The sequence below is a fragment of the Promicromonospora thailandica genome (assembly GCF_024171955.1).
Classification (GTDB): Bacteria; Actinomycetota; Actinomycetes; order Actinomycetales; family Cellulomonadaceae; genus Promicromonospora; species Promicromonospora thailandica.
The window spans coordinates 202042-225129 of sequence record NZ_JAMTCS010000008.1 but is presented as its reverse complement, the minus strand read 5'-3'; the positions used below and the strand labels follow the sequence as shown (position 1 = coordinate 225129).

Annotated in this window: 24 protein-coding genes; 15 read left to right on the top strand and 9 right to left on the bottom strand. The window is 71.6% G+C overall.

Annotation, left to right across the window (positions count from 1 at the left end):
* Positions 1 to 13 precede the first annotated feature (13 nt).
* From APR03_RS14495 to APR03_RS14485, 3 genes are all read left to right on the top strand, one after another.
* On the top strand, positions 14 to 1468 hold the full coding sequence (locus tag APR03_RS14495; protein ID WP_253836701.1) for an MFS transporter: 1455 nt from the start codon (positions 14 to 16) through the stop codon (positions 1466 to 1468).
* Positions 1465 to 2382, top strand: coding sequence for an alpha/beta fold hydrolase (locus APR03_RS14490; protein WP_253836700.1), 918 nt, complete (start codon positions 1465 to 1467; stop codon positions 2380 to 2382). Before APR03_RS14495 ends, APR03_RS14490 begins: the two co-directional genes overlap by 4 nt.
* Positions 2383 to 2510: 128 nt before the next feature.
* Entirely contained in the window at positions 2511 to 3233 is a 723-nt protein-coding gene (locus tag APR03_RS14485) for a helix-turn-helix transcriptional regulator (protein ID WP_253836698.1), read from the top strand.
* Between the two features lie 21 nt (positions 3234 to 3254).
* Here the strand turns inward: APR03_RS14485 and APR03_RS14480 are convergent, their stop codons facing one another.
* On the bottom strand, positions 3255 to 4232 hold the full coding sequence (locus tag APR03_RS14480) for a saccharopine dehydrogenase family protein (protein ID WP_253836696.1): 978 nt from the start codon (positions 4230 to 4232) through the stop codon (positions 3255 to 3257).
* Positions 4233 to 4533: 301 nt separating this feature from the next.
* On the opposite strand from APR03_RS14480, the gene APR03_RS14475 reads away from it, so the two are divergent.
* Positions 4534 to 5007, top strand: a complete 474-nt coding sequence (locus tag APR03_RS14475) for an acyl-CoA thioesterase (protein WP_253836694.1) — start codon at positions 4534 to 4536, stop codon at positions 5005 to 5007.
* 701 nt (positions 5008 to 5708) lie between these two features.
* Positions 5709 to 6437, top strand: a complete 729-nt coding sequence (locus tag APR03_RS14470; RefSeq protein WP_253836692.1) for a hypothetical protein — start codon at positions 5709 to 5711, stop codon at positions 6435 to 6437.
* A gap of 137 nt (positions 6438 to 6574) precedes the next feature.
* On the opposite strand, the gene APR03_RS14465 is transcribed toward APR03_RS14470, so the two are convergent.
* Positions 6575 to 6742 carry a hypothetical protein gene (locus tag APR03_RS14465; RefSeq protein WP_253836690.1) on the bottom strand — a complete coding sequence of 56 codons (168 nt, stop codon included), beginning with the start codon at positions 6740 to 6742 and terminating at the stop codon, positions 6575 to 6577.
* A 21-nt stretch (positions 6743 to 6763) separates the two neighbouring features.
* On the opposite strand from APR03_RS14465, the gene APR03_RS25490 reads away from it, so the two are divergent.
* The 4 genes from APR03_RS25490 (at position 6764) to APR03_RS14445 (ending at position 8466) form a co-directional block, all read left to right on the top strand.
* Entirely contained in the window at positions 6764 to 7189 is a 426-nt protein-coding gene (locus tag APR03_RS25490; protein ID WP_253836688.1) for an IS5 family transposase, read from the top strand.
* A gap of 60 nt (positions 7190 to 7249) precedes the next feature.
* The gene (locus APR03_RS25485) at positions 7250 to 7465 is read left to right on the top strand and encodes a transposase (RefSeq protein WP_308216503.1); all 216 of its coding nucleotides are present in this window, start codon (positions 7250 to 7252) and stop codon (positions 7463 to 7465) included.
* Positions 7466 to 7724: 259 nt separating this feature from the next.
* Positions 7725 to 8219 carry a transposase gene (locus APR03_RS25445; RefSeq protein ID WP_372494883.1) on the top strand — a complete coding sequence of 165 codons (495 nt, stop codon included), beginning with the start codon at positions 7725 to 7727 and terminating at the stop codon, positions 8217 to 8219.
* Complete coding sequence (locus tag APR03_RS14445; protein WP_253836684.1) at positions 8170 to 8466, top strand: RidA family protein; 297 nt, start codon at positions 8170 to 8172, stop codon at positions 8464 to 8466. The genes APR03_RS25445 and APR03_RS14445 overlap by 50 nt, the downstream gene beginning before the upstream one ends.
* 33 nt (positions 8467 to 8499) lie before the next feature.
* Here APR03_RS14445 and APR03_RS14440 read toward each other — a convergent pair whose 3' ends face one another.
* The gene (locus APR03_RS14440) at positions 8500 to 9732 is read right to left on the bottom strand and encodes an MFS transporter (RefSeq protein ID WP_253836682.1); all 1233 of its coding nucleotides are present in this window, start codon (positions 9730 to 9732) and stop codon (positions 8500 to 8502) included.
* A gap of 210 nt (positions 9733 to 9942) precedes the next feature.
* Here APR03_RS14440 and APR03_RS14435 point away from each other — a divergent pair, with 210 nt between their 5' ends.
* Positions 9943 to 10290, top strand: a complete 348-nt coding sequence (locus APR03_RS14435; protein WP_253836680.1) for a DUF1330 domain-containing protein — start codon at positions 9943 to 9945, stop codon at positions 10288 to 10290.
* Between the two features lie 21 nt (positions 10291 to 10311).
* On the opposite strand, the gene APR03_RS14430 is transcribed toward APR03_RS14435, so the two are convergent.
* The gene (locus APR03_RS14430; protein WP_253836678.1) at positions 10312 to 13086 is read right to left on the bottom strand and encodes a helix-turn-helix transcriptional regulator; all 2775 of its coding nucleotides are present in this window, start codon (positions 13084 to 13086) and stop codon (positions 10312 to 10314) included.
* A 141-nt stretch (positions 13087 to 13227) separates the two neighbouring features.
* Positions 13228 to 13545: an EthD domain-containing protein gene (locus APR03_RS14425; protein WP_253836676.1), complete on the bottom strand. Its 318-nt coding sequence runs from the start codon at positions 13543 to 13545 to the stop codon at positions 13228 to 13230.
* 115 nt (positions 13546 to 13660) lie between these two features.
* On the opposite strand from APR03_RS14425, the gene APR03_RS14420 reads away from it, so the two are divergent.
* Together APR03_RS14420 and APR03_RS14415 are read left to right on the top strand one after the other, a co-directional pair.
* Entirely contained in the window at positions 13661 to 13798 is a 138-nt protein-coding gene (locus APR03_RS14420; RefSeq protein ID WP_253836674.1) for a hypothetical protein, read from the top strand.
* Positions 13799 to 13895: 97 nt separating this feature from the next.
* Positions 13896 to 15665, top strand: a complete 1770-nt coding sequence (locus tag APR03_RS14415; protein WP_253836672.1) for a galactose-binding domain-containing protein — start codon at positions 13896 to 13898, stop codon at positions 15663 to 15665.
* Between the two features lie 354 nt (positions 15666 to 16019).
* On the opposite strand, the gene APR03_RS14410 is transcribed toward APR03_RS14415, so the two are convergent.
* Complete coding sequence (locus tag APR03_RS14410; RefSeq protein WP_253836670.1) at positions 16020 to 16856, bottom strand: helix-turn-helix transcriptional regulator; 837 nt, start codon at positions 16854 to 16856, stop codon at positions 16020 to 16022.
* Between the two features lie 555 nt (positions 16857 to 17411).
* Here APR03_RS14410 and APR03_RS14405 point away from each other — a divergent pair.
* Complete coding sequence (locus APR03_RS14405) at positions 17412 to 17840, top strand: GNAT family N-acetyltransferase (protein WP_253836669.1); 429 nt, start codon at positions 17412 to 17414, stop codon at positions 17838 to 17840.
* 5 nt (positions 17841 to 17845) lie between these two features.
* Here APR03_RS14405 and APR03_RS14400 read toward each other — a convergent pair whose 3' ends face one another.
* The 3 genes from APR03_RS14400 to APR03_RS14390 all read right to left on the bottom strand — a co-directional run bounded on the left by APR03_RS14400 (position 17846) and on the right by APR03_RS14390 (position 21131).
* The gene (locus APR03_RS14400) at positions 17846 to 19570 is read right to left on the bottom strand and encodes a SulP family inorganic anion transporter (protein WP_253836667.1); all 1725 of its coding nucleotides are present in this window, start codon (positions 19568 to 19570) and stop codon (positions 17846 to 17848) included.
* On the bottom strand, positions 19563 to 19991 hold the full coding sequence (locus tag APR03_RS14395) for an ArsR/SmtB family transcription factor (RefSeq protein ID WP_253836665.1): 429 nt from the start codon (positions 19989 to 19991) through the stop codon (positions 19563 to 19565). The genes APR03_RS14400 and APR03_RS14395 overlap by 8 nt, the downstream gene beginning before the upstream one ends.
* A gap of 219 nt (positions 19992 to 20210) precedes the next feature.
* Positions 20211 to 21131 (bottom strand): zinc-binding dehydrogenase, encoded by a 921-nt coding sequence (locus APR03_RS14390; protein WP_253836663.1) that lies wholly within the window; start codon positions 21129 to 21131, stop codon positions 20211 to 20213.
* Between the two features lie 52 nt (positions 21132 to 21183).
* Here APR03_RS14390 and APR03_RS14385 point away from each other — a divergent pair, with 52 nt between their 5' ends.
* Complete coding sequence (locus APR03_RS14385) at positions 21184 to 21822, top strand: TetR/AcrR family transcriptional regulator (protein ID WP_253836660.1); 639 nt, start codon at positions 21184 to 21186, stop codon at positions 21820 to 21822.
* Positions 21823 to 22004: 182 nt separating this feature from the next.
* A complete protein-coding gene (locus APR03_RS14380) occupies positions 22005 to 23084 on the top strand; it encodes an AI-2E family transporter (protein WP_253836658.1) in 1080 nt (359 codons plus the stop codon).
* The last annotated feature ends 4 nt before the right edge of the window (positions 23085 to 23088 follow it).

Here is a 23088-nt window from a genome sequence, read left to right as displayed (position 1 = left end):
CCAGCCTGGAGTTATGACCACAGCCTCCGCATCAGCCGGACCGCCGGACCGCCGGCCCGGCACCACCACCATGGGCCGGCGCACGTCGGACGCCAAACGTCCGATCCGGCCAGGGCTGCTGCTCGCGGTGCTCGCGACCACTCAGCTCACCCTCCAGCTCGACACCACCATCGTGACGGTCGCACTGCCCTCGGTGCAGGCCGCCCTGGGGATCTCCGACGCCGACCGGCACTGGGTGGTGACCGCCTACGCCATCACGTTCGGCGGTCTGCTGCTCCTCGGTGGCCGGGTCGGCGACTACCTGGCGCGCAAACGCGCGTTGGTGTGGTCGCTGGTCGGGTTCGGCATCGCGTCCCTGCTCGGCGGTCTCGCCGGCACCGCCGGCCTGCTGTACGCCGCACGTGCCCTGCAGGGCGCCTCCGGCGCGGTGCTCGCACCGGTGGTCCTTTCGCTGATCACCACCAGCTTCACCGAGCCCGGGCACCGAGCCAAGGCTTTCGCGGTCTGGGGCGGGGTCGGCGGACTCGGCGCGTCGCTCGGGCTCCTTCTGGGTGGCGTGCTGACCGAATACACCTCCTGGCGGTGGACTCTCCTGGTCAACGCACCGCTCGCGGTCGCCATCGCCGTCGCCGCACTGCTCGTCGTGCGCGAGTCGAAGGCCACGGTCCGCGGCCGGCTCGATCTACCCGGAACGGTGACCTCGACGCTCGGGGTGGCAGCGATCGTGTACGGCGCGACGCTCGCCGAGTCGTACGGTTGGGCCTCGGTCCAGGCGCTGGGGCCGATGGTGGGCGGTCTGGTGCTGCTGGCTGCCTTCGTCGGCATCGAGCACCGGGCCACGGACCCGTTGCTCCCGCTGTCCGTGCTCGCGGACCGCGTGCGCGGCAGCTCCTTCGGGGCGACCGCGCTGCTGGCGGGCGCCATCTTCGCCAGCAACGTCCTGATCATCTACTACCTGCAGCAGGTGCGCGGCTACAACGCCTTCGAGTCGGGCCTTGCCTTCCTGCCCAACACTCTCGCCGTCCTGGCGTTCGCCACGGTGGGCGGTCGGCTGGTGCTCAGGGTCGGACCGCGCGTCGTGATCGCGGCCGGCGCGGCCTCGGGCGTGGCCGGGTTCCTGCTGCTCGCCTCGGCCGACGGCGCCACCCCGCTTGCCGTGCTGGTGGCCGCGATGGCCCTGGTCGGGGCCGCCGTCGGCCTGTCCTGGCCGGCGCTGAGCGCCACCGCCCTGACCGGGGTCCCGGACGAGCACGCCGGGGCGGCAGGCGGGACCGTCAACGCGGCCCAGCAGGTCAGTGGTGCGGTCGTGGTCGCCGTCCTCAACACCGTCGCGGCAGGCGTGACGGCCGGCAGCGGGTCGCTCATGGACGGGCTCTCCGTGGCCCTCCTGGTGTGCGCCGGTCTCATGGTCGCCACCGTGCTCGTCTCCCTCAACATCACCGTCCCCCGTGAAAGGACCCAGTCATGACGTTGTCCGAGCTCACCACCGAGGCGCCGCTGAGCGACGGGTACGACGCCGCTACCCGCGACGACCCGGCCTTCCAGAGTGCCTTCCGGCACGGTTTCACCACCATCGACGACCTCCAGATGCACTACGTCGTCGGGGGCGCGGGGCCTACTGCGATCCTGCTGCTGCACGGCTTTCCCGAGACTTGGTACACCTGGCTGCCGATCATGCCCGACCTCCTGCCCGGCCACACCGTGATCGCCGTCGACCTCCCGGGCCTCGGGGACAGCACCGGAACCCTTCCGTCGTACGACAAGGTCACCCTCGCCGGCTACGTGCACCGGCTGCTGGACCTGCTGGGTTTCGGCAGCGGCGTCCAGGTCGTGTCGCACGACGCCGGCAGCGGCATCGCGTTCGCCCTGGTCACCCAGTGGCGTGACCAGTTCGCGGGCTGGCTGATGATGGACTTCCCGGTCGTCGGCGGATCGCTGCGCTACGACGAGGTGCGCACGCTGTCCTACCACTTCGCCTTCCACGAGCAGGAGCCCCTGTTCGAGCAGCTCGTCGCGGGACGCGAGCGGCTCTACCTCGACTACTTCTACCGGGTCCTGACGCCCGGCGGCAGCCTGCCGATGACGCCGGAGGGCGTCGACGAGTACGTGCGCGCCTACTCCCGGCCCGGCGTCCTGCACAACGGGTCCCGGTACTACCAGGCGTGGCCCCAGGACGAGATCGACAACCGGCTGGCGATGGCACAGCCGCTGACGCTGCCGGTGCACGTCCTCGCCGAGGCGCCGTTGCTCGAGACCTTCCTGCGGGCGGTCCGGGACGCCGCGCCGGAGGCCACGGGTGCGGCCCTGGACACCGGTCACTGGATGGTGCACGAGGCGCCCGACGTGGTCCTGGCCGCGATCAAGGAGCAGTTCGGCTACTGACCGCAGTCGCAGGCGTTGGCGGTCTTCCTAGGAGCCCCGCACCCAGGAAGGTGCACCCTTCCTGGGTGCGGAGCGTCGGGGCAGCATCCGAGGCACCCGCACCGTCGCTCTTCAAGGAGCAACATCCTGTGATCCATACCTCGTCGCGCTTGCTGCGGCTGCTGTCGCTGCTGTGGTCCCGACCGAGCTGGAGCGCGGAGGACCTGGCGCGGCGCACGGACGTCACGCAGCGTACGGTCCGACGCGACATCGCCCGGCTGCGTGAGCTCGGCTACGACGTCGTGTCAGAACCCGGACGCGGTGGTGGCTATCGGCTGAGCGAGAGTCGTGGCGGGCCGCCGCTGGTGCTCGACGACGAGGAGGTGCTCGCCGTCAGCGTGGCACTTCGAGAGGCGGCGCAGACCAGGCTGCTCGGTGACGACCAGGCCGTGCTGTCAGCGCTCCTGAAGCTGCGCGAGCTCCTGCCCGCGAGGGTGGCGTCGCGCCTCGGCGCGATGGACGACGTCGTCGAGCACGTTCCACGGGTCTGCGAGGAGACGGTCCCGGCCGATGTGCTCGCCGTGCTCGCCCAGGTCTGCCGGCACAGCGAGCGCATCGTCGTGACCGAGGGGCGGGGGAGTGGCACGGTTCATGAGATCGATCCCTTTCGGCTCGTCTTCACCGGGAGCCGCTGGTATCTCGTGGCCCGAGAGGTCACGACGGGCTCGTGGGGAGCCTTCCGCGCCGACCTGTTGACCGATGTCCGGTCCACCGGCCGTGTGGTGCGCCTGCAGGACCCGCCCGACGCTGCACGTCTCGTCGCCGAGACGATCGAGAACGGAGCCGCCGCCGAGGCGGCGCCCCGGCGGTAGCCGGAGCGCCGCGGGTACCGGTCAGAGATCGATGATGGTCGTGTCGGCGATGGCGGTGGCGAGCTCCGGGCCGTAGGCGGAGCCAGGGCTCTGGAAACCGATGGAGAACTGTCCAGCAAGCACGCGGCGTGCGATCTCGACCGAGCTCAGCTGGGTGTAGGTGTACCCAGTCGGCGTGTCGATCAGCGACCGGGCGACCTGACCGTCGCGGCCGGTCACCTCCGCCATGGCCAGATAGCGACCGTGGGCGCGCTCCTGCTCGCTCGGACCCTGCGCCATGTCGTCGCCATCGGGGAAACCCTGGTCCGTGCCGAGGAAGACCTCGATGTCCGCGATCCCCGTCGACCGCCGGCCGGTGATCAGGTCACCCATCGGCGCCAGAACGCACTCCTCCGGGCCGTTGCCGAAGTCGAACGTCCGGCTCGGCGCCGATGCGAGCCGGGTGAGCTCGCCGCCTCGGCGCACCAATGCTCCCAGATCCTCGATGCCGGCCGAGCTAGCCAGCGAGCCACGGGAGAAGCCGCCCGTCACCCGCAGGGCGATGGTGAGCCTGACGGGATCGGAAACCCGGCGAGCCGTGTGCACGGCGAGGCAGTCGCTCGGCACGACGTCCCACCCGGTACCGGACATGATCATGATTCCGGCGCTCGCAGCCTCGTCGTCCCTGGACTCCGCCAGCGCGAAGGTGTCGAACTCGGCGGTGGTGTCGAGGTAGTGCACGCCGGCCTCGATGCACGCGTCCATGAGCTGGCGTGCGGTGTGCCGGAACGGGCCTGCGACGTTGAGCAGGCAGTCGACGTCCTTCAGCGCCTCCCGCACCGCTGCGGTGTCGTCGACGTCGAAGGCACGGCCCTCGACCCCCAGCGCGTCCGCTAGCTCGCCGACGCGGTCGAGGTTGCGTCCGGCGACCGTCAGGTCGAAGCCGATATCTGTGGCCCGTGCTGCGACGAGCCGGCCGGTATAGCCGGTCGCGCCATAGATCAGAAGTCGTCCGCTCATGACGATGGTCCCCTCGTGTCCGCCGGGTCTTTCCCGGGCTGTCAGCACGCTATGAACAGACCCGGACATCTGCGGTCCGGATATCTCGGCCCAACGTGTGACCTCGGTGACACGCAGCACTCCTGCGTCTCATCGGTGGCTGCCGCCGCCACCCCTTGGCTCGGTGAAAGGTCTGCGCACGCCCGAAGGAAGTACGTAGATTTCACCGACGCAATCTGAGCTTCGATCGCGAGATGTTTCGAGTGGCCGGTTCCACCTGCCCATCAGGTCTGGCCCGAACGTCACTACGGTGGTGACCCGGATGCGGGTACTGCCCCAGGACCTCGACTTCATGAGAGTGGTCAACAGCGGCGCGTACCTGCAGATCATGAACGTCGCGGGATACCGGCACATGGGCCGGGTGGGCGGTCTGCGTCTGGCGGCGCGCCAGTCGTGGCTCGGTCTGGTAGCGGCTTCGACGCTGCGGTACCGCCGGTCCCTGCGGCTGTGGGACCGGTTCGAGGACACCTCGCGCGTACTCGGCTGGGACGACCGGGTGTTCTACATCGAGCACCTGATCACTCGGGGAGGCGACCTTTACACACGCGGTGTGGTGGCGATGCGGTTCATGCACCTGCGGACCAAGGACCGGGTCAGCCCGCGGGACATCGTGGGGCTGCTGGCACGGGAGCAGGGCCACGCCGTCCCGGAGAGCCCCGAGCTGCCGGAAGACGTAGCGCACTGGGCGCGCTCCTGGGCGGCTGCCGAGACACCCGGTGCCCCACCGACCGCCTAGCACGTAGGGCCCCATGACTCCCGATGCTCATCCGAACAAGCAGATCGCTCGCCGGGGTGCCACACGACGGGCACAACTGCGTAGTTCTTGCCGACGCGACGAGGACCCGGCTCACGGGAGCTTTGTCCCATGAAGCGCCGTAGAGCTCAGCGGCGCCGTCGGGTCCGGGCAGTCCCTATCCTCTAGACCCGGTCAACAACCATGATGCATGTGGCGAAGTGGGACAGGTAATCGTGGGGGCCGGTGGGGTCGCTGCGTTTCTACTGCTCTTGTTTTCAATATGCCATTATTGTCGCGATTCTGCAATGCATATCCCGAGGATGTTCCTATAGGCTTACTAGCGGGCAGAAGGCCCCTTTCCCCAGGTGGAACCCAAAGCAGCGTTGGAAGTTCGCGGTGTACAGAATTTACAAGAAGGACGGAAACGTTACCTGGAAATACGGGATCACCGGAGCGCGCCCGTGCGCTAAGCGACCCAGTACGGGGATTAGGATTTGCGAGAGGAAGACCAAGAAAGATTGCAGCTATCACTGGATGGCCTTCGCTAAGGGCTGGTGGGAGGCGCGATGGGTTGAAGCATCACTCATATACGCATACGGGCTCAAGTATGGAAAGTGCCCGCCCGGGCACAACGGCACTAGGTGCACGTAAGTTACGGGCTTGAGCAATGGACGTGTCGTGGTTCAGAAGGGTGAGAAGGCGTGCCGCTTGACAGCGAGGCCCCGATCGGGTTCTGGGATCTTATTGATGAGCTCGAAGGCGAGGTCACGCGGGCAGGGGTGGAGTCCCTGTCGGTGCACCTCGATGCAGTGCCGCAAGAAGTCCAGGCGAACTACGCGGACTACCTGGAGGAGATCCTTGGCGAGCTGTACGAGTTGAGGGTCACTGGATTCTTCGGCGTGCCCTATGTCGGAGACTCTCTCAACGCCGCATTGATGACAATCATCGTCCGGGGTGAGGAGCATGTCCAACAGACGCTGAACTCTGACCGTCGCGTCCGGGCCAAGGGCGACATGGGCGCGGCTCTGGATCTGTACGAGCGCTTGGCTGCGGCCGCGACGCAACCGTCTTCGCCGGCTGGACCTCTACGGGCACGCTTTATCGACCCGTATTTGTTCCCCCCGGTCAAGTCTGATTACGTCAAAGGTCTTGAAAGCGGCGTTGCGGAGGTGGATCAATCATTGCCACTGCGCGCTGCTGTTGCCGATCATCGTAAGATCGAAACTCTTTCCATCATGGTGATCGTCGAGCGCGGTGCGCAAAGCGTGGAGATCACCAAAAGGCAGAATGCTCAGATTGTCATCATCGTCGACACTGAAACGCAGGGCGGCGGTTACTCGCAGGGGAGATCCGACGCATTCACGAAGATCGGAGATGCTCTGCGTAAGTTGGGAATCGTCGTCGACCTGAGCGAGGTAGCCGGTCAGTGACTTGTGCGCGCGGTATGCGGCCCACGCATTGCCAACCTGTTGGTCTGGCGCGTCTGACACGCGCCAGTAACCTCCTCGGGGCTGGAGGGGAGCCGCCGTGCAGCCGCGCGAATATGCACGGCGTCAACTCCGGGTGGTCACTCGGAGTCGTGCAGGCTGATGCGGGTGGTGGGGTCGCTCCAGCTGTTGGCGAGGCGGGTGGCTAATTCGTCGGGGTCCGGGTCCGTGTCCGTCCAGGTGAGCAGGAGCGGTTCTGGTCCTTCGAGCGCGGCGACTAGGGCCTGTCCTGTGAATGGCCTGGTCACAGGGTTGGTAATGTCCGGTTCGTGGGGATCGGGCGTGGTGAGCTGACGGATGCGGCGTGGGCGCGGATCGAGCCGCTGCTGCCTTCAGCGGATGGTCGTCGGGGTGGCAGGTGGCGGGATCACCGGCAGGTGATCAACGGGATCTTGTGGCGGCTGCGGACCGGGGCGCCGTGGCGGGACGTGCCGGAGAAGTACGGGCCGTGGAAGACGCTGCACGAACGACTGCGGATCTGGACCAAGGACGGCACCTGGGAGCAGATCCTTGAGCACGTGATCGTCAAGGATGACTCGATCGGCACCTTGGAATGGACGTTCTCGGTCGACTCCACGAACGTCTGGGCTCACCAGCATGCTGCTGGTGCCCGAAAAAGGGGGGCTGCACGACCGGGTGGGTCAACGAGCTCGCGGTCGTTGATGAGGCGCTCGGCAGGTCGCGGGGAGGCCTGACGTCCAAGATCGACCTTGCGACCGACGGCCGCGGGTTGCCGATGAGCGTGATCCTCACGCGTGGGCGGGGCCGGGGACAACCCGCAGTTGCTGCCGTTGCTGGACCAGGTCAACGTGAAACGTGATGGGGTCGGCCGGCCCAGGAAGCGTCCGGACCGGGTCCTGGCGGACAAGGCCTACTCCAGCCCCGCCACCCGCCGGGCTCTACGGGCCCGCGGGATCGCGTTCACCAGCCCGGAGAAGAAGGACCACGCCCGCCGCCCACCGGCTCCGTGAGGGCCATCGCGGCGGGCGCCCACCGGTGTTCGACGCGGAGGTCTACAAGGGTCGTAACGTCGTGGAGCGGTGCTTCAACCGGCTCAAGCAGTTCCGTGCCCTGGCCACCCGCTACACCAAAACGAGCCGCCTACTACCGCACCGAACTCACCCTCGCCGCGATCGTCCTCTGGCTCCGCGAATCACCGGACACGGCCTAGTTGGATGAACCGGCCCGGGTTTGATGCCGCTGCTGTTTGAGTCCGGAAGGATGAACAGGATGCCGAGGAAGATCGATCCCCAGCTGCGTGCGAGGTGCGTGCGGCTGGTGCGTGAGCATCAGCAGGAGTACCCAACTTTGACCGCGGCGGTGGCAGCGGTGGCCCGTCAGGAAGGTGTCTCGAAGGAGCCGGTGCGGCGCTGGCTGGCTCAGGCTGATGTCGACGACGGTACCCGGCCCGGCGTCACGAGCGAGGAGTCCGCCGAGGTCAGGCGGTTGAAGGCCGAGGTCAAGCGGTTGCGGGAGGACAACGGGATCCTGCGGAAGGCCTCGATCTTCGTCGCGTCGGTGCGGACTCTCGGCGGCGGGGCGCCCTTCCCCGGCCCCCGGATCGGTGCGACGATCACCCCGGAGGTGCATCATGCCGCGACAGATCATCACCACACCGAACGCGCCGAGCTCCGCGCTGTTCAGCCAGGGGGTCAGGGCCGGCTCGCAGATCTTCGTGTCCGGAACCACCGGGGTCGACCCGGGCACCGGCCGGCCGGCGGGTGACACCATCCAGGCCCAGACCCGGCAGGCGCTGGCGAACTGCGAAGCAATCCTTGGTGCCGGGGGCGCGAGCCTCGACGACGTCGTCGAGGTGGGCGTGCTGCTCACCGACCCGCAGGACTTCGCCGGGATGAACGAGGAGTACGCGCGGTGGTTCCCCGCCGACCCGCCCACGCGCTACGCCGCCAGGCTCGGGGCCGAGATACCGGGCCTGCTGGTCTCGATCCGCATGACAGCCTGCCTCGACTGACCTGACCTGGACTGACCTGACCAGGACGGGGTGTCAGGCCGTGTGCTCAGGAGCGCGGCGGTGCTGCCACGCCCGCAGCCTCCGGTACCGCGTGCGGCGCAGGTCGACGACGGCGGCGGCGAGCAGCCCGACGCCCAGCGCTCCGACGCCGGCCGCTCCGACGTCGATGGCCGCCGGCAGCCCGTGCGCCGTCGCCAGGGCGCCGAGGCCGACCGACACGACGGTCTGGAAGAAGTAGCCGGCCAGGTACACCAGGGAGAAGGTGCCCGCGCGATGCGTCGCGGGTGCCTCCCGTCCGACGATGCCCACGCCACCGGCGAAGGTCAGCGAGTAGCCGATGCCGGACACGACGCACCACGCCACGAAGACCCCGAGCGACCCGGCGCGTCCCGTGACGACCATCAGGGCCAGGCCGGCCAGCGAGACGGCCGCGCCGACGGCGACGGAGACCGACGGGTCGACCCGGGCGAGCACGAGCGCGGTGACACCGATGACGGCACTGGACAGCCCGAGCAGCAGACCGATGACCAGCAGGCTCGTCGTGCCGGTCAGCTGTCGTGCCATCTGGGCGCCGAGCGCCATGAACACCGCGCCGACCGAGTACGCGACGACGACGGCCAGCGCCGCGATCACGACGTGCCTGCCCGTCCCGCGGGCGAACCGGGGCAGCCGGGGGCGCAGGTCGCGGGTCGTGCCCCGGCTGTGCGGCGTGAGGAGGACGAGGGCCAGCGTCACGACGGTCGCCACGGCGAGGACCACGTAGGTCAGCACCAGGGGTAGTGGTGCGAGCTGGGCCAGGGTCCCGCCCACCACCATCGCGAGCACGAGACCGCCGGAGGTCGAGGCGGTCGTCACGGTGCCCGCGGAGCGTCGCGCACCGTCCGGGAAGGACTCGACGACGGCCGCGCTCGCGGCGCTCATCGCCAGCCCGACGCCGACACCCTGCAGGGCGCGACCCACGAACAGCAGCCCCACTCCCTGGGCGACGGCGAACGACACGGCGCCGAGCCCGATGAGGGTGAGGCCGGCGAGCATCGCGCGGCGCCGCCCCACGACGTCCGCCAGCCCGCCCGCGAGCACGAGCATCACCAGGAGCGCCAGCGGGTAGGTGGCGAACACGGACGTGACCGTGAGCGGCGTGAGGTCCCACCGCGCGGCATAGGCCGGGTACAGGACGCTCGGTGCCCCGCTGGCCCAGAGGCACACGGCGAGCACCAGGGCAGCGGCGACGAGCGTGCGCCGGGCGGAGCGGCGGGTGGGGTGCATGACATGTCCTTCGAGGTGCGTCGGGGGTGGCTGACGCGTCGAACGTAGGTGCGGCCGGCGCCGTCGGGCATCGGTCAGATGACGTCATCGACGACGGTGGCGTCGCACCGTCGTACCGCACGTCGTTTGACGCATGGCAGGCGGGGCGGGGCCGGGCAGGGTCGAAGACGTCCGATCCAGGACAGAAGATCCACGGCAGAAGGAGAGATCATGTCGACCTACCTCGTGAACCACCTGCGCATCCCCGGTGACGTTCCCGGCGAGCCCGGTCTGCGCTACCTCGAGCAGGTACAGGCCACCGTCGAGGCGTTCGGCGGGACGTGGCTGGCGATGGGAGCGCCCGACCAGGTGGTGGAGGGGGCATGGCCCGGGTCCGTGGTGCTCATCGAGTTCCCCGACCGGGACGCCGCGGTGACCTGGTACGAGTCCCCGGAGTACCAGGCGATCCTGCCGCTGCGCACCGGGCACTCGATCTCGGACCTGGTGCTGATCGACGCCGTCCCTGACGGGTTCACCACCCGAGCGATCGCCGACCAGGTGCGCGGTCTGCAGCAGTAGCACCCGCGGGCGCGGCGGCGATCAGTCGGACGACCGGTCCGGCGGCGTCGCCGGGGCCGCGGCCGGCCCCGCAGCGGCGAGCGCGTCACGCAGGGCGGCACGCGACGTCACGCCGAGCTTGGGGAAGATCCGGTACAGGTGGGTGCCGATGGTCCGCGGGGACAGGTACAGGCGCGCACCGATCTGCTTGTTGGTCAGCCCCGTCGCGGCCAGCTCGGCGATCGTGCGCTCCTGTGCGGTCAGGTGCGCGAGGCCCATGGGCTCGCCCCGCTCGTGCAGGCCGGTGAGCCCGAGCTCGTGGGCGGCGCGGTCCACCCATGTGCGGGTGCCGAGCGTCCGGAACAGGTCCACGGCCTGCGTCAGCAGCGCCCGGGCCTGGCTGTTGGCCCGCTGCCTGCGTGCCCACATGCCGTACGCGAGCAGGACCCGCGCGGTGTCGAACGGGTAGGTGGCCGACGCCGGGGACGCCACGGCGGCGGCGAACAGCTCGCCGGCCGCGTCGGTGGTGTCGGTGACGGCGAGCGCCGCCGTCGAGAGCATCGCCATGCGTGGTGACACCGCGTCGACGGCGTGGGCGCGTGCGGCCAGGGCGTGCCGGCGCGCCTCGGTGTGGTGCCCGGTGGACTCCGCCGCCAGCACATGGTCGAGGAGCGTGCGGTGCGACTCGTGCACGTAGGGGCGGAACGAGCCGGGCTCGGCGAGCGCGACGGCGTCGGTCCACGCCGTGTCGTGGTCGCCCGTGGTCAGGGCGGCCGCGAGTCGCGCCGCCGTGACGTGCTGCGTGAGCAGGCCGACGCCGCGTGGCCGTGCCCAGGCCTCCACGACGGCCCCGAGCTCGTGTGCCTGCTCGGTCAGGCCCCGCTGGGCGAGGGCCCGCGCCAGGAACGCCTTGTAGTGGTAGGTGAAGAGCCGGTAGCCGTGCCGCTCGCTCAGCACGATGCCCCGTTCGGCGGTGGCCGTTGCCTCGGCCCACTGCCCGGTGGCCACCTGGTCGAGCACGGTGAGGTGCAGCACCGTCATGACGTTGGCGACGGCCCCGCCGTCCGCCTCGCGCTCGACGAGCCGGCGCAGGACGGGGCGGTGCTCGACGAGGGCGTCGACGAAGTACGCGGAGACGGCCAGCCGCATGACGTCCCACGGTTCGCCCCCGGTGGTCGCGAACGCGTCCGCGAGGCGGGTGCGTGCGCCGTCCGCATGGCGGAGCACGTCGCCCCATGTGTCGCGGTACAGGAGGATCTCGGGCGGCAGGACGGCGGAGTGGTCGTCGACGATCTGCTCCGTCTCGTGCCACAGGTCGGCGTCGGCCGCGTACATGCCGATCGTCAGCAGAAGGGTGACCGCCCGGTGGAGGGTGGTCGGGTCGACGTCGTCCGGGCGGCGACGGAGCACGTCGGCGAGCATCCGGTGGGCGGACTGCACGGCGCCGTCGCGGTACAGGACCACGTAGGCAGCGGTCAGGACCGAGCGCGGGGCGGAGAGGTCGCCGGCCAGCCGGTCGGCGCGGTTGAGGAGCTCCTCGGCTGCGTCGAGCAGGCCGGCCTGCCCGGCGACGAAGGCCGCGTCGGCCAGGAGCCGGTCGCGGTCGCCGGGCCGCAGGGTGAGGTCGGCGGCACGGGTCAGCAGGTGCACCGCGACCGAGGCACCTCCGCGGCGGGTGGCGTCGGCGGCGGCGGACTCGAGCCGCCCGGCGACGTCGTCGTCGGGGTCGGTCGTCGCCGCGGCCAGGTGGAAGGCGTGCCGGAGCGGGTCGGTGGCGTGCCGTGCGGCGAGGCGGGCGTGCGCCGAGCGCACCTGGTCAGGGGTTGCCGTCTGGATCACGGCGGAGCGCACCAGCGGGTGGCGGAACCGGGCCCGACCGGTGGCCGGCCGGACGTCGACGAGGCCGCTGCTCCGCGCCGCCTCGACCGCCGCGGGCCGGTAGCCGGCGTCCCCGTCGGGTCCCGCCGCGCCGTCGAGCGCAAGGAGCAGGAGCTCCGCCTGCTCGTCGGCGGGCAGTCTCGCGAGCTTGCGCGCGTACACCTGCTCGATGCGGCGGGGCAGGGGGAGGGCGGGGTCGGCGGCCGGATGGAGGGTGGTGCCGACGGTGGTGCCGACGGTGCTGGGCCACGCGGGCAGCTCGGTGATCGCCAGGGGGTTGCCCGCGGCCCGGTCGAGCACGTCGGACTTCTGGTCGGGGGAGAGGTCGGGGTGCAGCGCGCTCAGGAGCTGTTCCGCGCTCGGCGGGTCGAGCGGCGTCAGGTCGAGATGGTCGATGCCGCCGGTGTCGATGCGGGTGGGCTCCCCGGTCCGCGCCCCCAACACCATGGCCACACGTGAGCCGGGGCCCAGCCGCCGCGCGACGAAGACGAGCACCGCGGCGCCGGCGTCGTCCGCCCAGTGCACGTCGTCGACGACGACGAGGCAGTGCGACCGGACGGCCGCGGCGTTCAGCAGGTCGAGCACGGCCGCGCCGAGGGTGGGCACGGCGGCCGGGCCGTCGGCCGCCTCGCGGCCGAGCGCCACGTCGATCGCGTGCCGCTGATGGTCGCTCAACGACCCCACGTGGCCCTCCAGGTGCCGGAGGACCTGGTCGAGGCTGCTGTACGGGTACTGCTGCTCCGCCTCGGCGCACGTGGAGCGCAGCACCTGCCAGCCGCGGCCTGCCGCGTCCGTGGCGAGGTGGGTCAGGAGCTCGGTCTTGCCGACACCCGCCTCCCCGGTGACGACCAGGGAGCGGGTCGTGGCCTGCTCGGCGAGGACGGCCGCGAGCCGCGCGCTCTCCTGCGACCGGCCGATCAGCCCGATGGTGCCTCTCACGACGCGAGTCTAGGACGGCGCCGTACCGGCGCTCGCGGTGGACGGCCCGGCGCACACCCGGGGCGGCCGGAGGTACTCCGGCCGCCCATCGCAGACGTGGTGCTGCGGACCTGGCGCTGCGGATTCGGCGCTGTGCCGACGTCAGCGTTCCGTCGTCGTCTCCACGTCGAGGAACAGGCCGGTGATCTTTCCGCCGGTCGCCTCGATGACGGCGCCGAAGAACGCGCCACCCTCGGGTGCTGCCGTGGCGGCGGACGCCTCCTCGTAGCCGTCGAAGAGCAGGGCGAGCGTGCGGAACGCGGGGGTGGGCGTGCCGTCGTCCTTCGGCCAGACGCGGCTCGACTCCAGGCCGCGCAGCCCGGGGAGGGCACGGGCCTTGTCGAGGATGTCCGGGAGGGCGGTGTCGAACGCCTCGGGGGCGTCGAGGTTGTCGATGATGATCTCGACCTTGGTAGCCATGGTGTGCTTCCTTCTGTGTGACGTCAGGCGGTTCGTCCGATGATGTAGACGTACTAGTAACTCTACATACGCGCGAGGGGTGGGTCAACGGCGGGGCCGTGAGAGTGCGCGGCCCTTGACCGGCCGGCACGCCGTCATCGGGCTGCTGCGCGCCGACCGGCGCCAGGCGGCCGGTGCCTTCGTCGCCTGCGTGGTCCATGCCGTCGCGGCGGTCACGCTCGGGTGGCGGCGGGCGGTCTGCCCGCGCCCTTGACACCGCCTCGGGCGGCCACCAGACTACTTTTGCACGCGTGGCGACAAAAGATGCATGGTCGTCGCCATAAATGACAGAGTCGTCAATCGGAGCCCCCATGCAGATCTCTCACACGCCCCGCGCGCGGCGTCTCGGCGCCGCCCTGACGGGCGGACTGCTCCTCGCGAGCGCGCTCGTCGCCGCACCGGCTGTCGCCGCCCCTTCCACCACCACCGCGGAGTGCGGAGCGGACGACGGGCTGCCGGACTCCAAGATCTCCATCCAGCTCTTCACGCACGTGGGTGAGCTCGGGTGGGGCACGCCGGCCCCCGAGACGATCGACCGCGTGCTCGGCGAGGTGGCCGGTGCGGGCTTCACCACCGTGGAGCCCTTCAGCCAGCCGTACGAGATGCCGGTCGGCGAGTACCAGGAGATCCTCGACCGGCACGGCCTCGAGGTGTCCTCCAGTCACGGGGCGACGGACTGGGACACGTGGCCCGACACCGTTGCCTACGCCGTGGCGCTGGGCCAGGACTACATCGGCACCGGCGGGATGGCGGGCGGCTACGGCACGTACGAGGAGGCCGTGGCGACGGCGGAGCACGTCAACCGGCTCGGGCAGTACGCGCACGAGCGCGGCATCGACAAGATCGCGCTCCACAACCACCAGGACGAGTTCCTCACGCGCTACCCCCACCCGGAGACGGGGGAGATGGTCAGCGCGTGGCAGGTCATCGAGGAGCACACCGACCCGCGCTACGTCACCTTCCAGCTCGACGTCGGCTGGGCCGCCGACGCCGGCATCGACGTCCCGGCGTGGATCGCGGAGTACGGCGACCGCATCGAGCTGCTGCACGTCAAGGACGCCGTGAACGTGAACGCCGACGGCGACATGCGGCAGGTCGCCCTCGGCAGCGGGGAGATGGACCTCCCGGCGATCCTCGCCGCGTCCGAGCCGTACGTGGAGTACTACACGTACGAGTGGGACTACGCGCCGTCGTTCGAGACGTCCGCGGAGTCCTACCGGTACCTGCGGTGCTACCTGGCCGACGGCGGGGGCGCCGACCAGTGCGAGCCCGACGACGGCGAGTCGCTGGCCCTGGGCCGCCCGGTGACCACCTCCAGCATCGACGACCCGGCCCGCACCGGCGAGATGGCGGTGGACGGCAACGCCGGCACCCGGTGGGGCAGCCAGTGGAGCGAGCCGGAGTGGATCGCGGTGGACCTCGGGGCCGAGTACGACCTGAGCCGCGTGGTGATCGACTGGGAGACCGCCTACGCGTCGGGCTACGAGATCCAGACCTCGCCCGACGGCGACACGTGGACCACGGTGCACACCGTCACCGACGGCGACGGGTTCTTCGACGACCTGGAGCTCTCGGGCACCGGTCAGCACGTGCGGCTGTACGCCACCGAGCGCGCGACCCAGTGGGGCTTCTCGGTCTACGAGCTCGAGGTCTACGGCACGCCGGCCGGCACCGCGCCGGCGCCGGGGCCCGAGGCGCGCGGCGCCGGGTACTGGACGTCCGAGTACCGGCAGGTCAGGCACCCGGACCACACGACGGAGGAGCTCGAGTGCTTCCTGTCGGCCACGCGCGCCCAGAGCGACGTCTTCGACGAGACCGTCGGCCTGGCCACGCCGGACGACGCCGTGCAGGTACTGTGGCCGCGCCACCACCACGACCGGCTCGACGCGTTCGACCGCCAGCTGCTCACGCTGTGGCTCAACGTCGCGGCGGGCGCCGTCGACCCGGAGGACCCGTTCCGGCACGGCACCGTCGGCGACCTGCTCGACGCCGCCGAGACCGTCCGCCTCGACGAGGACGCCACTCGGCACGAGCTCACGCGGTACCGGCACGCGCTGGAGGCGGTGAACGCGGGGCACTGACGGGAGGGCCGGGGTCGGCGCACTCTCGTCGGAGCGCACCTGGCACCGGTGCAGAGTGCGAGAGGATGCCTCGTGAGCACCTCATCGGTCCCGGGCTTCGACAGCTTCGCCGCGCAGAGGCTCGAGCCGCAGTACGTTGACGTGGTCTGCCGGGTCCGTCCCGGACGACGAGGTGTGGTCGCAGTTCCTGTGGCTGGACGCGCGGCTGGCGGGACGGTCCGCTGACTCCTCGCGACGGTCACGCGTGTCACGGCTGCCGCCCGCCGCCGAGCAGGTAGGCCGCGAGCACGTCGCCGGGCGCGGTGGTGAGCGCGGCGCGGACGGCGCTGCCGGGCGCGTGCCTGGCGGCGTTCGTCAGCGCTTCGAGTACACCGCCGGGACGCCGAGGCGCTCGCGGAGGCGCAGCCCGGCGACGAACCGGGTGGGGGCGTCCAGCAGGTCGAGGACGGCGGCGATGTCCGCGCGCACGGTCCGGACGCTCACGCCGAGCCGTGCGGCGATCTGCTCGTCCGAGGAGCTGGTGAGCATGAGGGTCACGATGCGGCGCTGCCGCGGGGACAGCTCGACCAGGGCCGCCGTCTCCGCGTCGCACGGGTACCTGGTGGCCGCCACCGCGTCCCAGTAGGCGCGGGCGGCCGCCAGGCACGCGGGGTCGCGGACGTCCATCACGGAGGCCTCGCCCCGCAGACAGGGCCCGTCGAGCAGCACGCTGGTGCCGTCGACGATCTTCATCTGCATGGGCGCGAAGGCAAAGAAGTACACCGAGGGGTCCTCGCCGGACAGCAGGAGGCGGGCCTCCGGGTCGAGGCCCGAGTGGCTCCACAGGCTGACCATCCGCAGGCCGCGCTCCATGAAGTAGTCGTTGTTGGGCAGGCTGGTCATCAGCTGGTCCACGGTGCCCACGTGCCGCACCGACTCGAGGGTCCGCCAGGACCTGGCGGCCTCGGCCATGGTGCGGTTGATGTCGAGCGACCCGCGGCCGAGGATGCGCGCGGGCACCCGCCGGTGCTGCTGGAGCGCGGTCGCGACGCGGCTGCGCTCGATCTGCAGACGGGCCATGGCCTCGAACACCCGCTGGCGGCTCTGCCAGGTGAGCCCGCCGCCGTCGGCGTACGCGGAGAAGTCGGCGTTCGGCAGGGCGCTCCCGCTCGCGCCCGCCCCGGACCCGCTCGCTACAGTCCTGACCTTCATGCGATCACCCCGAAAAGACCCACCAGCACACAGACGCAGACACAAGCACGGACACGGACACCGGCCGGCACCCCCTCGTCGGACCGACGTGGTCCACGGACGCCAGGGCACACCGACCTTAGGCAGACGTCGCGCCCGTGCGCCTCGAAAGTGCGTCCGGAGACAGCAAGACGCCCCCGTCGTGTGGAGCGACGAGGGCGTCTCGATCCGCTGTCTCATTCGGATCCCGCCGCGCTCTCGCGCCGGAAGTCTGGGCACCACGCTACCTGGGAAAGCTACAGCCGTCGTGTTGCTGCTCGTGCCCGAGCTCCTGCGGATGCTGTCGCGGCGCGCCGGGGCGGCCTGGATCCTGCGCAGACGCGACGCCTGACGCCTGGCTGCACGTGCCTGGAGCGCTGCTCGTGGTCGCTATCGTCGTCACATGTTCGCGCAGCTCAGCTCGGCGGTTGCGGCCGGCGCCGCTTTCGGGAACGTCTTGTGACCGGCGTCGCGCCGCGACTCGCCGGCGGAGAACCACGTGACAGCGATGCCTGCCTTGACCTGTGGACCGCCGCCGTGGCCGAGCGTGACGGCCTGGCGCTCGCTGAGCTTCCAGCGGCGGTCCGTGCGCGGGCCGCCCGCAAGCTCACCGTGCCACCGCTGGCGTGGATCGTCGCGCGGGACGCCGTCGACGGCCTGGCCGGCTTCGGCGTCGTGCTTCCACCGGGAACGAGCGGCGACGCCACCGACCCGGCCGACGGCGCCTACCTCGCTCTCCTCGCCGTGGCCCCGTCGGCGCGCGGTAGCGGCCTGGGCGGCCGGCTGCTCGACGCCGTGACGCACGCGGTACGGGCCGCGGGCGTGACATCCGTCTTCCTCAACGTCCTCGGCTCCAACACCCCGGCCCGCCGCCTCTACGAGAGCAGAGGTTGGACCTCGTCGGGACGACCCACGCGCCGCACGGACACGGGACAGCCGGTGCTCCGGTACACGATGACCTTCTGAGGCGCTCACAGGCAGAACTGGCCGGTAGGGCACGGGCCGTCGGGACGTCGAGGCGCTCGGCGGCGTCCGTCGATCTGGGGCACGTCGGTGCCCGCCGCCGCCCGGGACACGTGCGACCGCGCATGGTCGACGGCGCTCTCCAGGGTGTCGAACAGGTGCCGTTCGTCGCGCAGCCGGTCAAGCGCGCCGACCGTCGCCATGAGTCTGTGGTGCTGCGGCTGCACGCCCTTGACCAGCACCGTGATCCCGCGCTGCTCGAGCGTGGTGACGAGCTCGGCGAGGGTACGCGCACCGGTGGCGTCGACCATGCCGAGCTGGGACAGCCGCAGCACGACGACCACGACGTCGTCGCGCACGGAGGCCTCGGTGACCTCGGTGAGGATCCGGTCGGCCGCACCGAAGAACATCGCGCCGTCGAGCCGGAACAGTGCGACGTGCTCGTCGCCCTCGTGCGCGACGCCGGGCAACGGCTCGCGGCGCACGGTGGACGCGCGGGCCACCCGCCGCAGCGCGAAGAACGCCGCGACGACCAGCCCGATCCGGACCGCCTCGACGAGGTCGAGCGCGACGGTGACCACGGCTGTGACGGCGAACGTGACGGCGTCCGACCGGGTGGACAGGAGCACGGCACGGACGGTCCCCGCGCCGATCATGCGGAACGCCGTCACCATGAGCACACCGGCCAGCGCGGCGAGGGGAATGCGTCCCACCGGGCCGGTGGCCAGGTAGATCACGGCGAGGATCACCAGGGCGTGCACCACGGCGGCCATGCGCGTCCGGGCGCCCGAGCGCACGTTCACCGCGGTGCGTGCGATCGCGCCGGTGGCGGGCATCCCACCGAACAGACCCGAGGCGACCGAGGCGAGTCCCTGGCCCACTAGCTCACGGTCCGGGTCGTAGACCGATCCGCCGGGTGCCATGGAGGCCGCGACCCGGGCCGACAGCAGGGACTCGATGGCGGCGAGCGCCGCGATCGCCGCCGCCGCGCCGAGCAGGTCGGTGAGCGCCGCCGTGCCGACGTCGGGCAGGGTCGGCGCGGGCAGGTGGTCCGGCAGGGCGCCGATGCGCGCGACGGGAGCCGCGGTGGCCTCGGCAAGCATGGTGGCGAGCACGACGGCGACGAGCGAGGCGGGGATCGCGGCGTGCAGGCGTGGCAGCACGAGCATGAGGACGACGACCACGCCGGCGACGGCGACCGACCAGGCCATGGCGCCGTCGACGGGTGAGCCGGCTGCGTCCGCCATCGCGCGCGCAGCCGTGACCAGGGTGTTCTCGCCGAAGGACGCCTCCTGGCCGAGAGCTGCGGGCACCTGCTGCAGGAAGATGATCGCGGCGATGCCCAGCGTGAAGCCCTCGACCACGGGCCACGGGATGTAGGTGACCACGCGTCCGAGCCGGAGCAGGCCGGCCGCGAGGACGATCACCCCGGCCATCAGGGTCACCAGGGCGACCGACGTCAGCCCGTGGGCGGCGACGACGGGCGCGAGGACGACGGCCATGGCTCCGGTGGGCCCGGAGACCTGGAACTGGGAACCGCCGGCCACCGCCGCGATCACGCCGGCGACGACGGCGGTCACCAGGCCCGCGGCCGGACCGACGCCCGAGCTGACGCCGAACGCGAGCGCCAGGGGGAGGGCGACGACGCCGACGGTCAGCCCTGCGACCAGGTCGGCGCCGAGGGTCCGCGGGCGCAGGTCGTAGTCGCCGCGGTGGGGGAGCAGGTCACGCACGGCCGTCCTCCTGGGCCACAGGAGCGGTCTCCGCGAGGGCTGCCTCGAGCACGGCCCGGGCGCTGGCACCGGGGAGCGTGGGCAGCCGGCGAGCGGCCGCGAGGCGGTCGTCGTCGCTGCCGGCCAGGCGGCTCAGCAGGAAGGCGCGGGCGACGACGAGGAGGTCGGCCACGAGGGGTTCGGTGAGGCGGTAGAGCACGGCGTTGCCGGAGCGGGTCGAGTCGACGACGCCCGCCCGCTTGAGCACCGCCAGGTGCTGGGACAGGGCGGAGGGTTCGGCTCCGGTCACATCGAGCAGACGGGAGACCGGTGCGGACAGGTCGAGGCCGGCGGCGATCTCCTCCAGCACCCGGATGCGGACAGGATGGGCCAGGGCCTTGAACAGCTCGGCCTTGATCGCGTAGAGGGGCTGTGTGTCCACGGGGCGACTTTAGCGCTTGCTGAATCCGCGGCCGACTCTCTGCCGGGTGAACCCGAGACGACAAGACGCCCCCGTCGTGTGGAGCGACGAGGGCGTCTCGATCCGCTGTCTCATTCGGATCCCGCCGGCGCTCTCGCGCCGGAAGTCTGGGCACCATGCTACCGGGGAAAGCCACCTGGAAAAGCTGCCTGGGAACGCTACCTGGGAACCACGCCGGCCTCAGCCCACGGTCAGCACGACCTTTCCGGGTGCCCGGCGGGACCCGGGGGCGAACGCGTCGGGCAGCTCCTCCCACGGGCGGACGGCGGCGGTCACCGGGTCGAGGCGCCCCTCGTGGATCTCGGTCGCGAGCCACGTCATGTCGGGGCCGAGGCCGGTCTCGGCGCCGAGGAAGAACGTGGTCAGGGTCCGGTCGTGCCGGCCGTCGTCGCCGAACAGGTCCCCGTACCCGAAGTGCTCCTCCTGCCCGGCCGCGTGGCCGAGGGCGACGAGCGTCCCGCCCGGCGCGAGGCGGGCGAAGGCCTGGACCAGGTGGGGCCCGCCGAGCAGGTCGAGCGCCCCGGACACGTCGTGCGTCAGGTCGGCGGGCGAGGCGATCACCTCGTGCGCGCCGAGACGTGCCAGGCGCTCCCGGCTGGTGGCGTCCCGGGTGGTGGCGACGACCTCGGCGCCGGCGCGCGCGGCGAGCTGCACGGCGAAGAGCCCGACCGTGCTTGTGCCCCCCACCACCAGCACGCGGCGGCCGAGGACGGGGCCGAGGCGGCGCAGCCCGCGCAGAGCGCTCGTGGCGGCGACGGGCACGACGCTCAGGGCGGCCGGGTCGGCGTCCGCGGGGCCGGTGCCCACGGACTCGGCGGTGACGAGCCGGCGCTGCGCCCACGCGCCGTGGGTGCCGAGCGACGTCACCACCTGGCCGCAGCGCGGACCGGTCCCGTCGGCGGCCTCGGCCACCACGACGCCCGCGGCGTCCCAGCCGGGCACCGTCCCGTCCGGCAGGGCCGGCAGCATCTCGAGGTCGCCGTGGTTCGGGGCGAAGGCCCGCACCTCGACGACGGCGTCGTGCGGGCCGGGCTCCGGGTCGGGCACCTCCCGCAGGGCGAGGTGGGCGGGTGACGAGTGGTCGACTGTCCAGGCGAGCATGGCGCTACTGTATGCCAAGTGCCAGTGAGTGCCAGTTCGGTAGGATGGTCGCATGACGACCCAGGCCGTGCCCGGCACGCTCCGCAGCCGGCGCATCGCCCGCAGCAGGCAGCGGCTCGTGGAGATCGCGCTACCTGCCTTCGCCGAGCGCGGCTACGACGCGGTGACCGTCGACTGGCTCTGCGAGCAGGCGGAGGTGTCCAGGCGGAGCTTCTTCCGGTACTTCGACGGCAAGGAGGACCTGGCACTGACCCCGCTGAACGACGTCTGGCGCACGCTCATCGGGGAGCTCGACGACGTGCTCGCCGGCAGCGGGCCGCTCCTGACCGTCCTCGGCGAGGCGCTGATCGACGTCGTCGAGCACATGCCGCCCGGCTGGGAGCACCTCGCGGTGCTCAGCGCGCGCCTGAGCGGCCGGTACCCGGGCGTCGACGCCGCGGGCATGCTGACCTGCGAACGCTTCACCGAGCACGTCGTCGGCGCGATCGTGGCCCGGCTGGACGGGGCGCCGGGGGCCGACCTCTCGGCCCGCGTCGTCTGCGCGGTCGCGGTGGCGGGCCACCGGGCCGCCGTCGACACCTGGTGCTCGGCCCCCGACGCCGGGACGACGGCGACCCGGGAGGATCTCGCCGCCCTGCTGCGCGCCACGCTGGCCGCGGTCCCGGGCGCCCTGGAGATCCGGCTCCCGTGACGGAGTTGTCGCGCGAACCGCAGCGCCGCTAACGTCCGCCTGGACAATCCGCCCAAAACAAAATCGGGAGCATGGCGATGACGGCAGACGCGCCGACGGTAGCGCCGACGACTGCGGCCCAGCCGCCCACCCAATCGGCCACGACCCCGCCAGAACCGGCCGAGACAGCCGTCCTCGCCAGCGTGCCCGTCACGTTCGGCACCCCGTGGCTGCGGTCCACGGGGGAGCTGGCCTGGCGGCTCGTCGGCATCCTCGTCGCCGTCGGGGCCGTGTTCTACGTGGTCGGCCTCGTGCAGGTCGTGTTCGTCGCCCTGTTCCTCGCCCTGGTGTTCACCACCGTGCTGCTCCCGCTGGGCGACTTCTACGACCGCGTCATGCCCCGCGGCCTCGCCATGGCGGCCTCGCTGCTCACCGCCGTCCTCGCCGTGGGCGCCCTCGTCACCTACGTCGTCACCTCCGTGACCAACCGGTGGGAGGACCTCGCCACCGAGTTCGGCTCCGGCCTCGCCGACCTCGCCGGCCTGCTCGCCGACGTCCCGGTCCTGGCGGGCCTCGGCAGCCCCGAGCGGTGGCTGGCCGACGGCGGCGCCTGGCTCCAGGCCAACGCCGGCGACTACGCGGGCACCGCCGCCCAGAGCGCCGGCGCCGTCGGCGAGGGCGCCACCGCCGTCGTCCTCGCGATCTTCTGCACCGTGTTCTTCCTGACCCAGGGCCACGCGATGTGGCGCTGGGCGCTGAACTTCGTGCCCGCCGACCGGCACGACCGCTGGGAGGCCGCGGCGCTCGCGGGCTGGAACGCCTTCTCCGGCTTCACACGCGGCATGTTCTTCGTGGCGCTGGCCGACGGCGTCATCGCGGGCGTCTTCCTGTCCGTCGTCGGCGTGCCGCTCGCGCTGCCCCTGTCCGTGGTCGTCTTCCTCGGGGCGTTCGTGCCGATGATCGGCCCGGTCGCCGCCATCGTCGTCAGCGTGCTCGTCGCCCTCGCCGCCAAGGGGCCCGTGCTCGCCCTCGTGGTGCTCATCGGCATGGTCGTCGTGGCGCAGATCGACGCCAACGTGCTGCAGCCGCTCATCACGGGCAAGCAGGTCTCCCTGCACCCCGTCGTGATGGCGCTCGTGGTCGCCGCCGGATCGGTGCTGGGCGGGCTGCTCGGCGCGGTGGTCGCGGTCCCGCTCACCGGGGTGGCGTGGGCGGTGTACAGCACGCTGCGTCAGACGCCGGGCCGGACACAGGGCGGGTCACCCGTGGATGAGGCAGACTGACTCG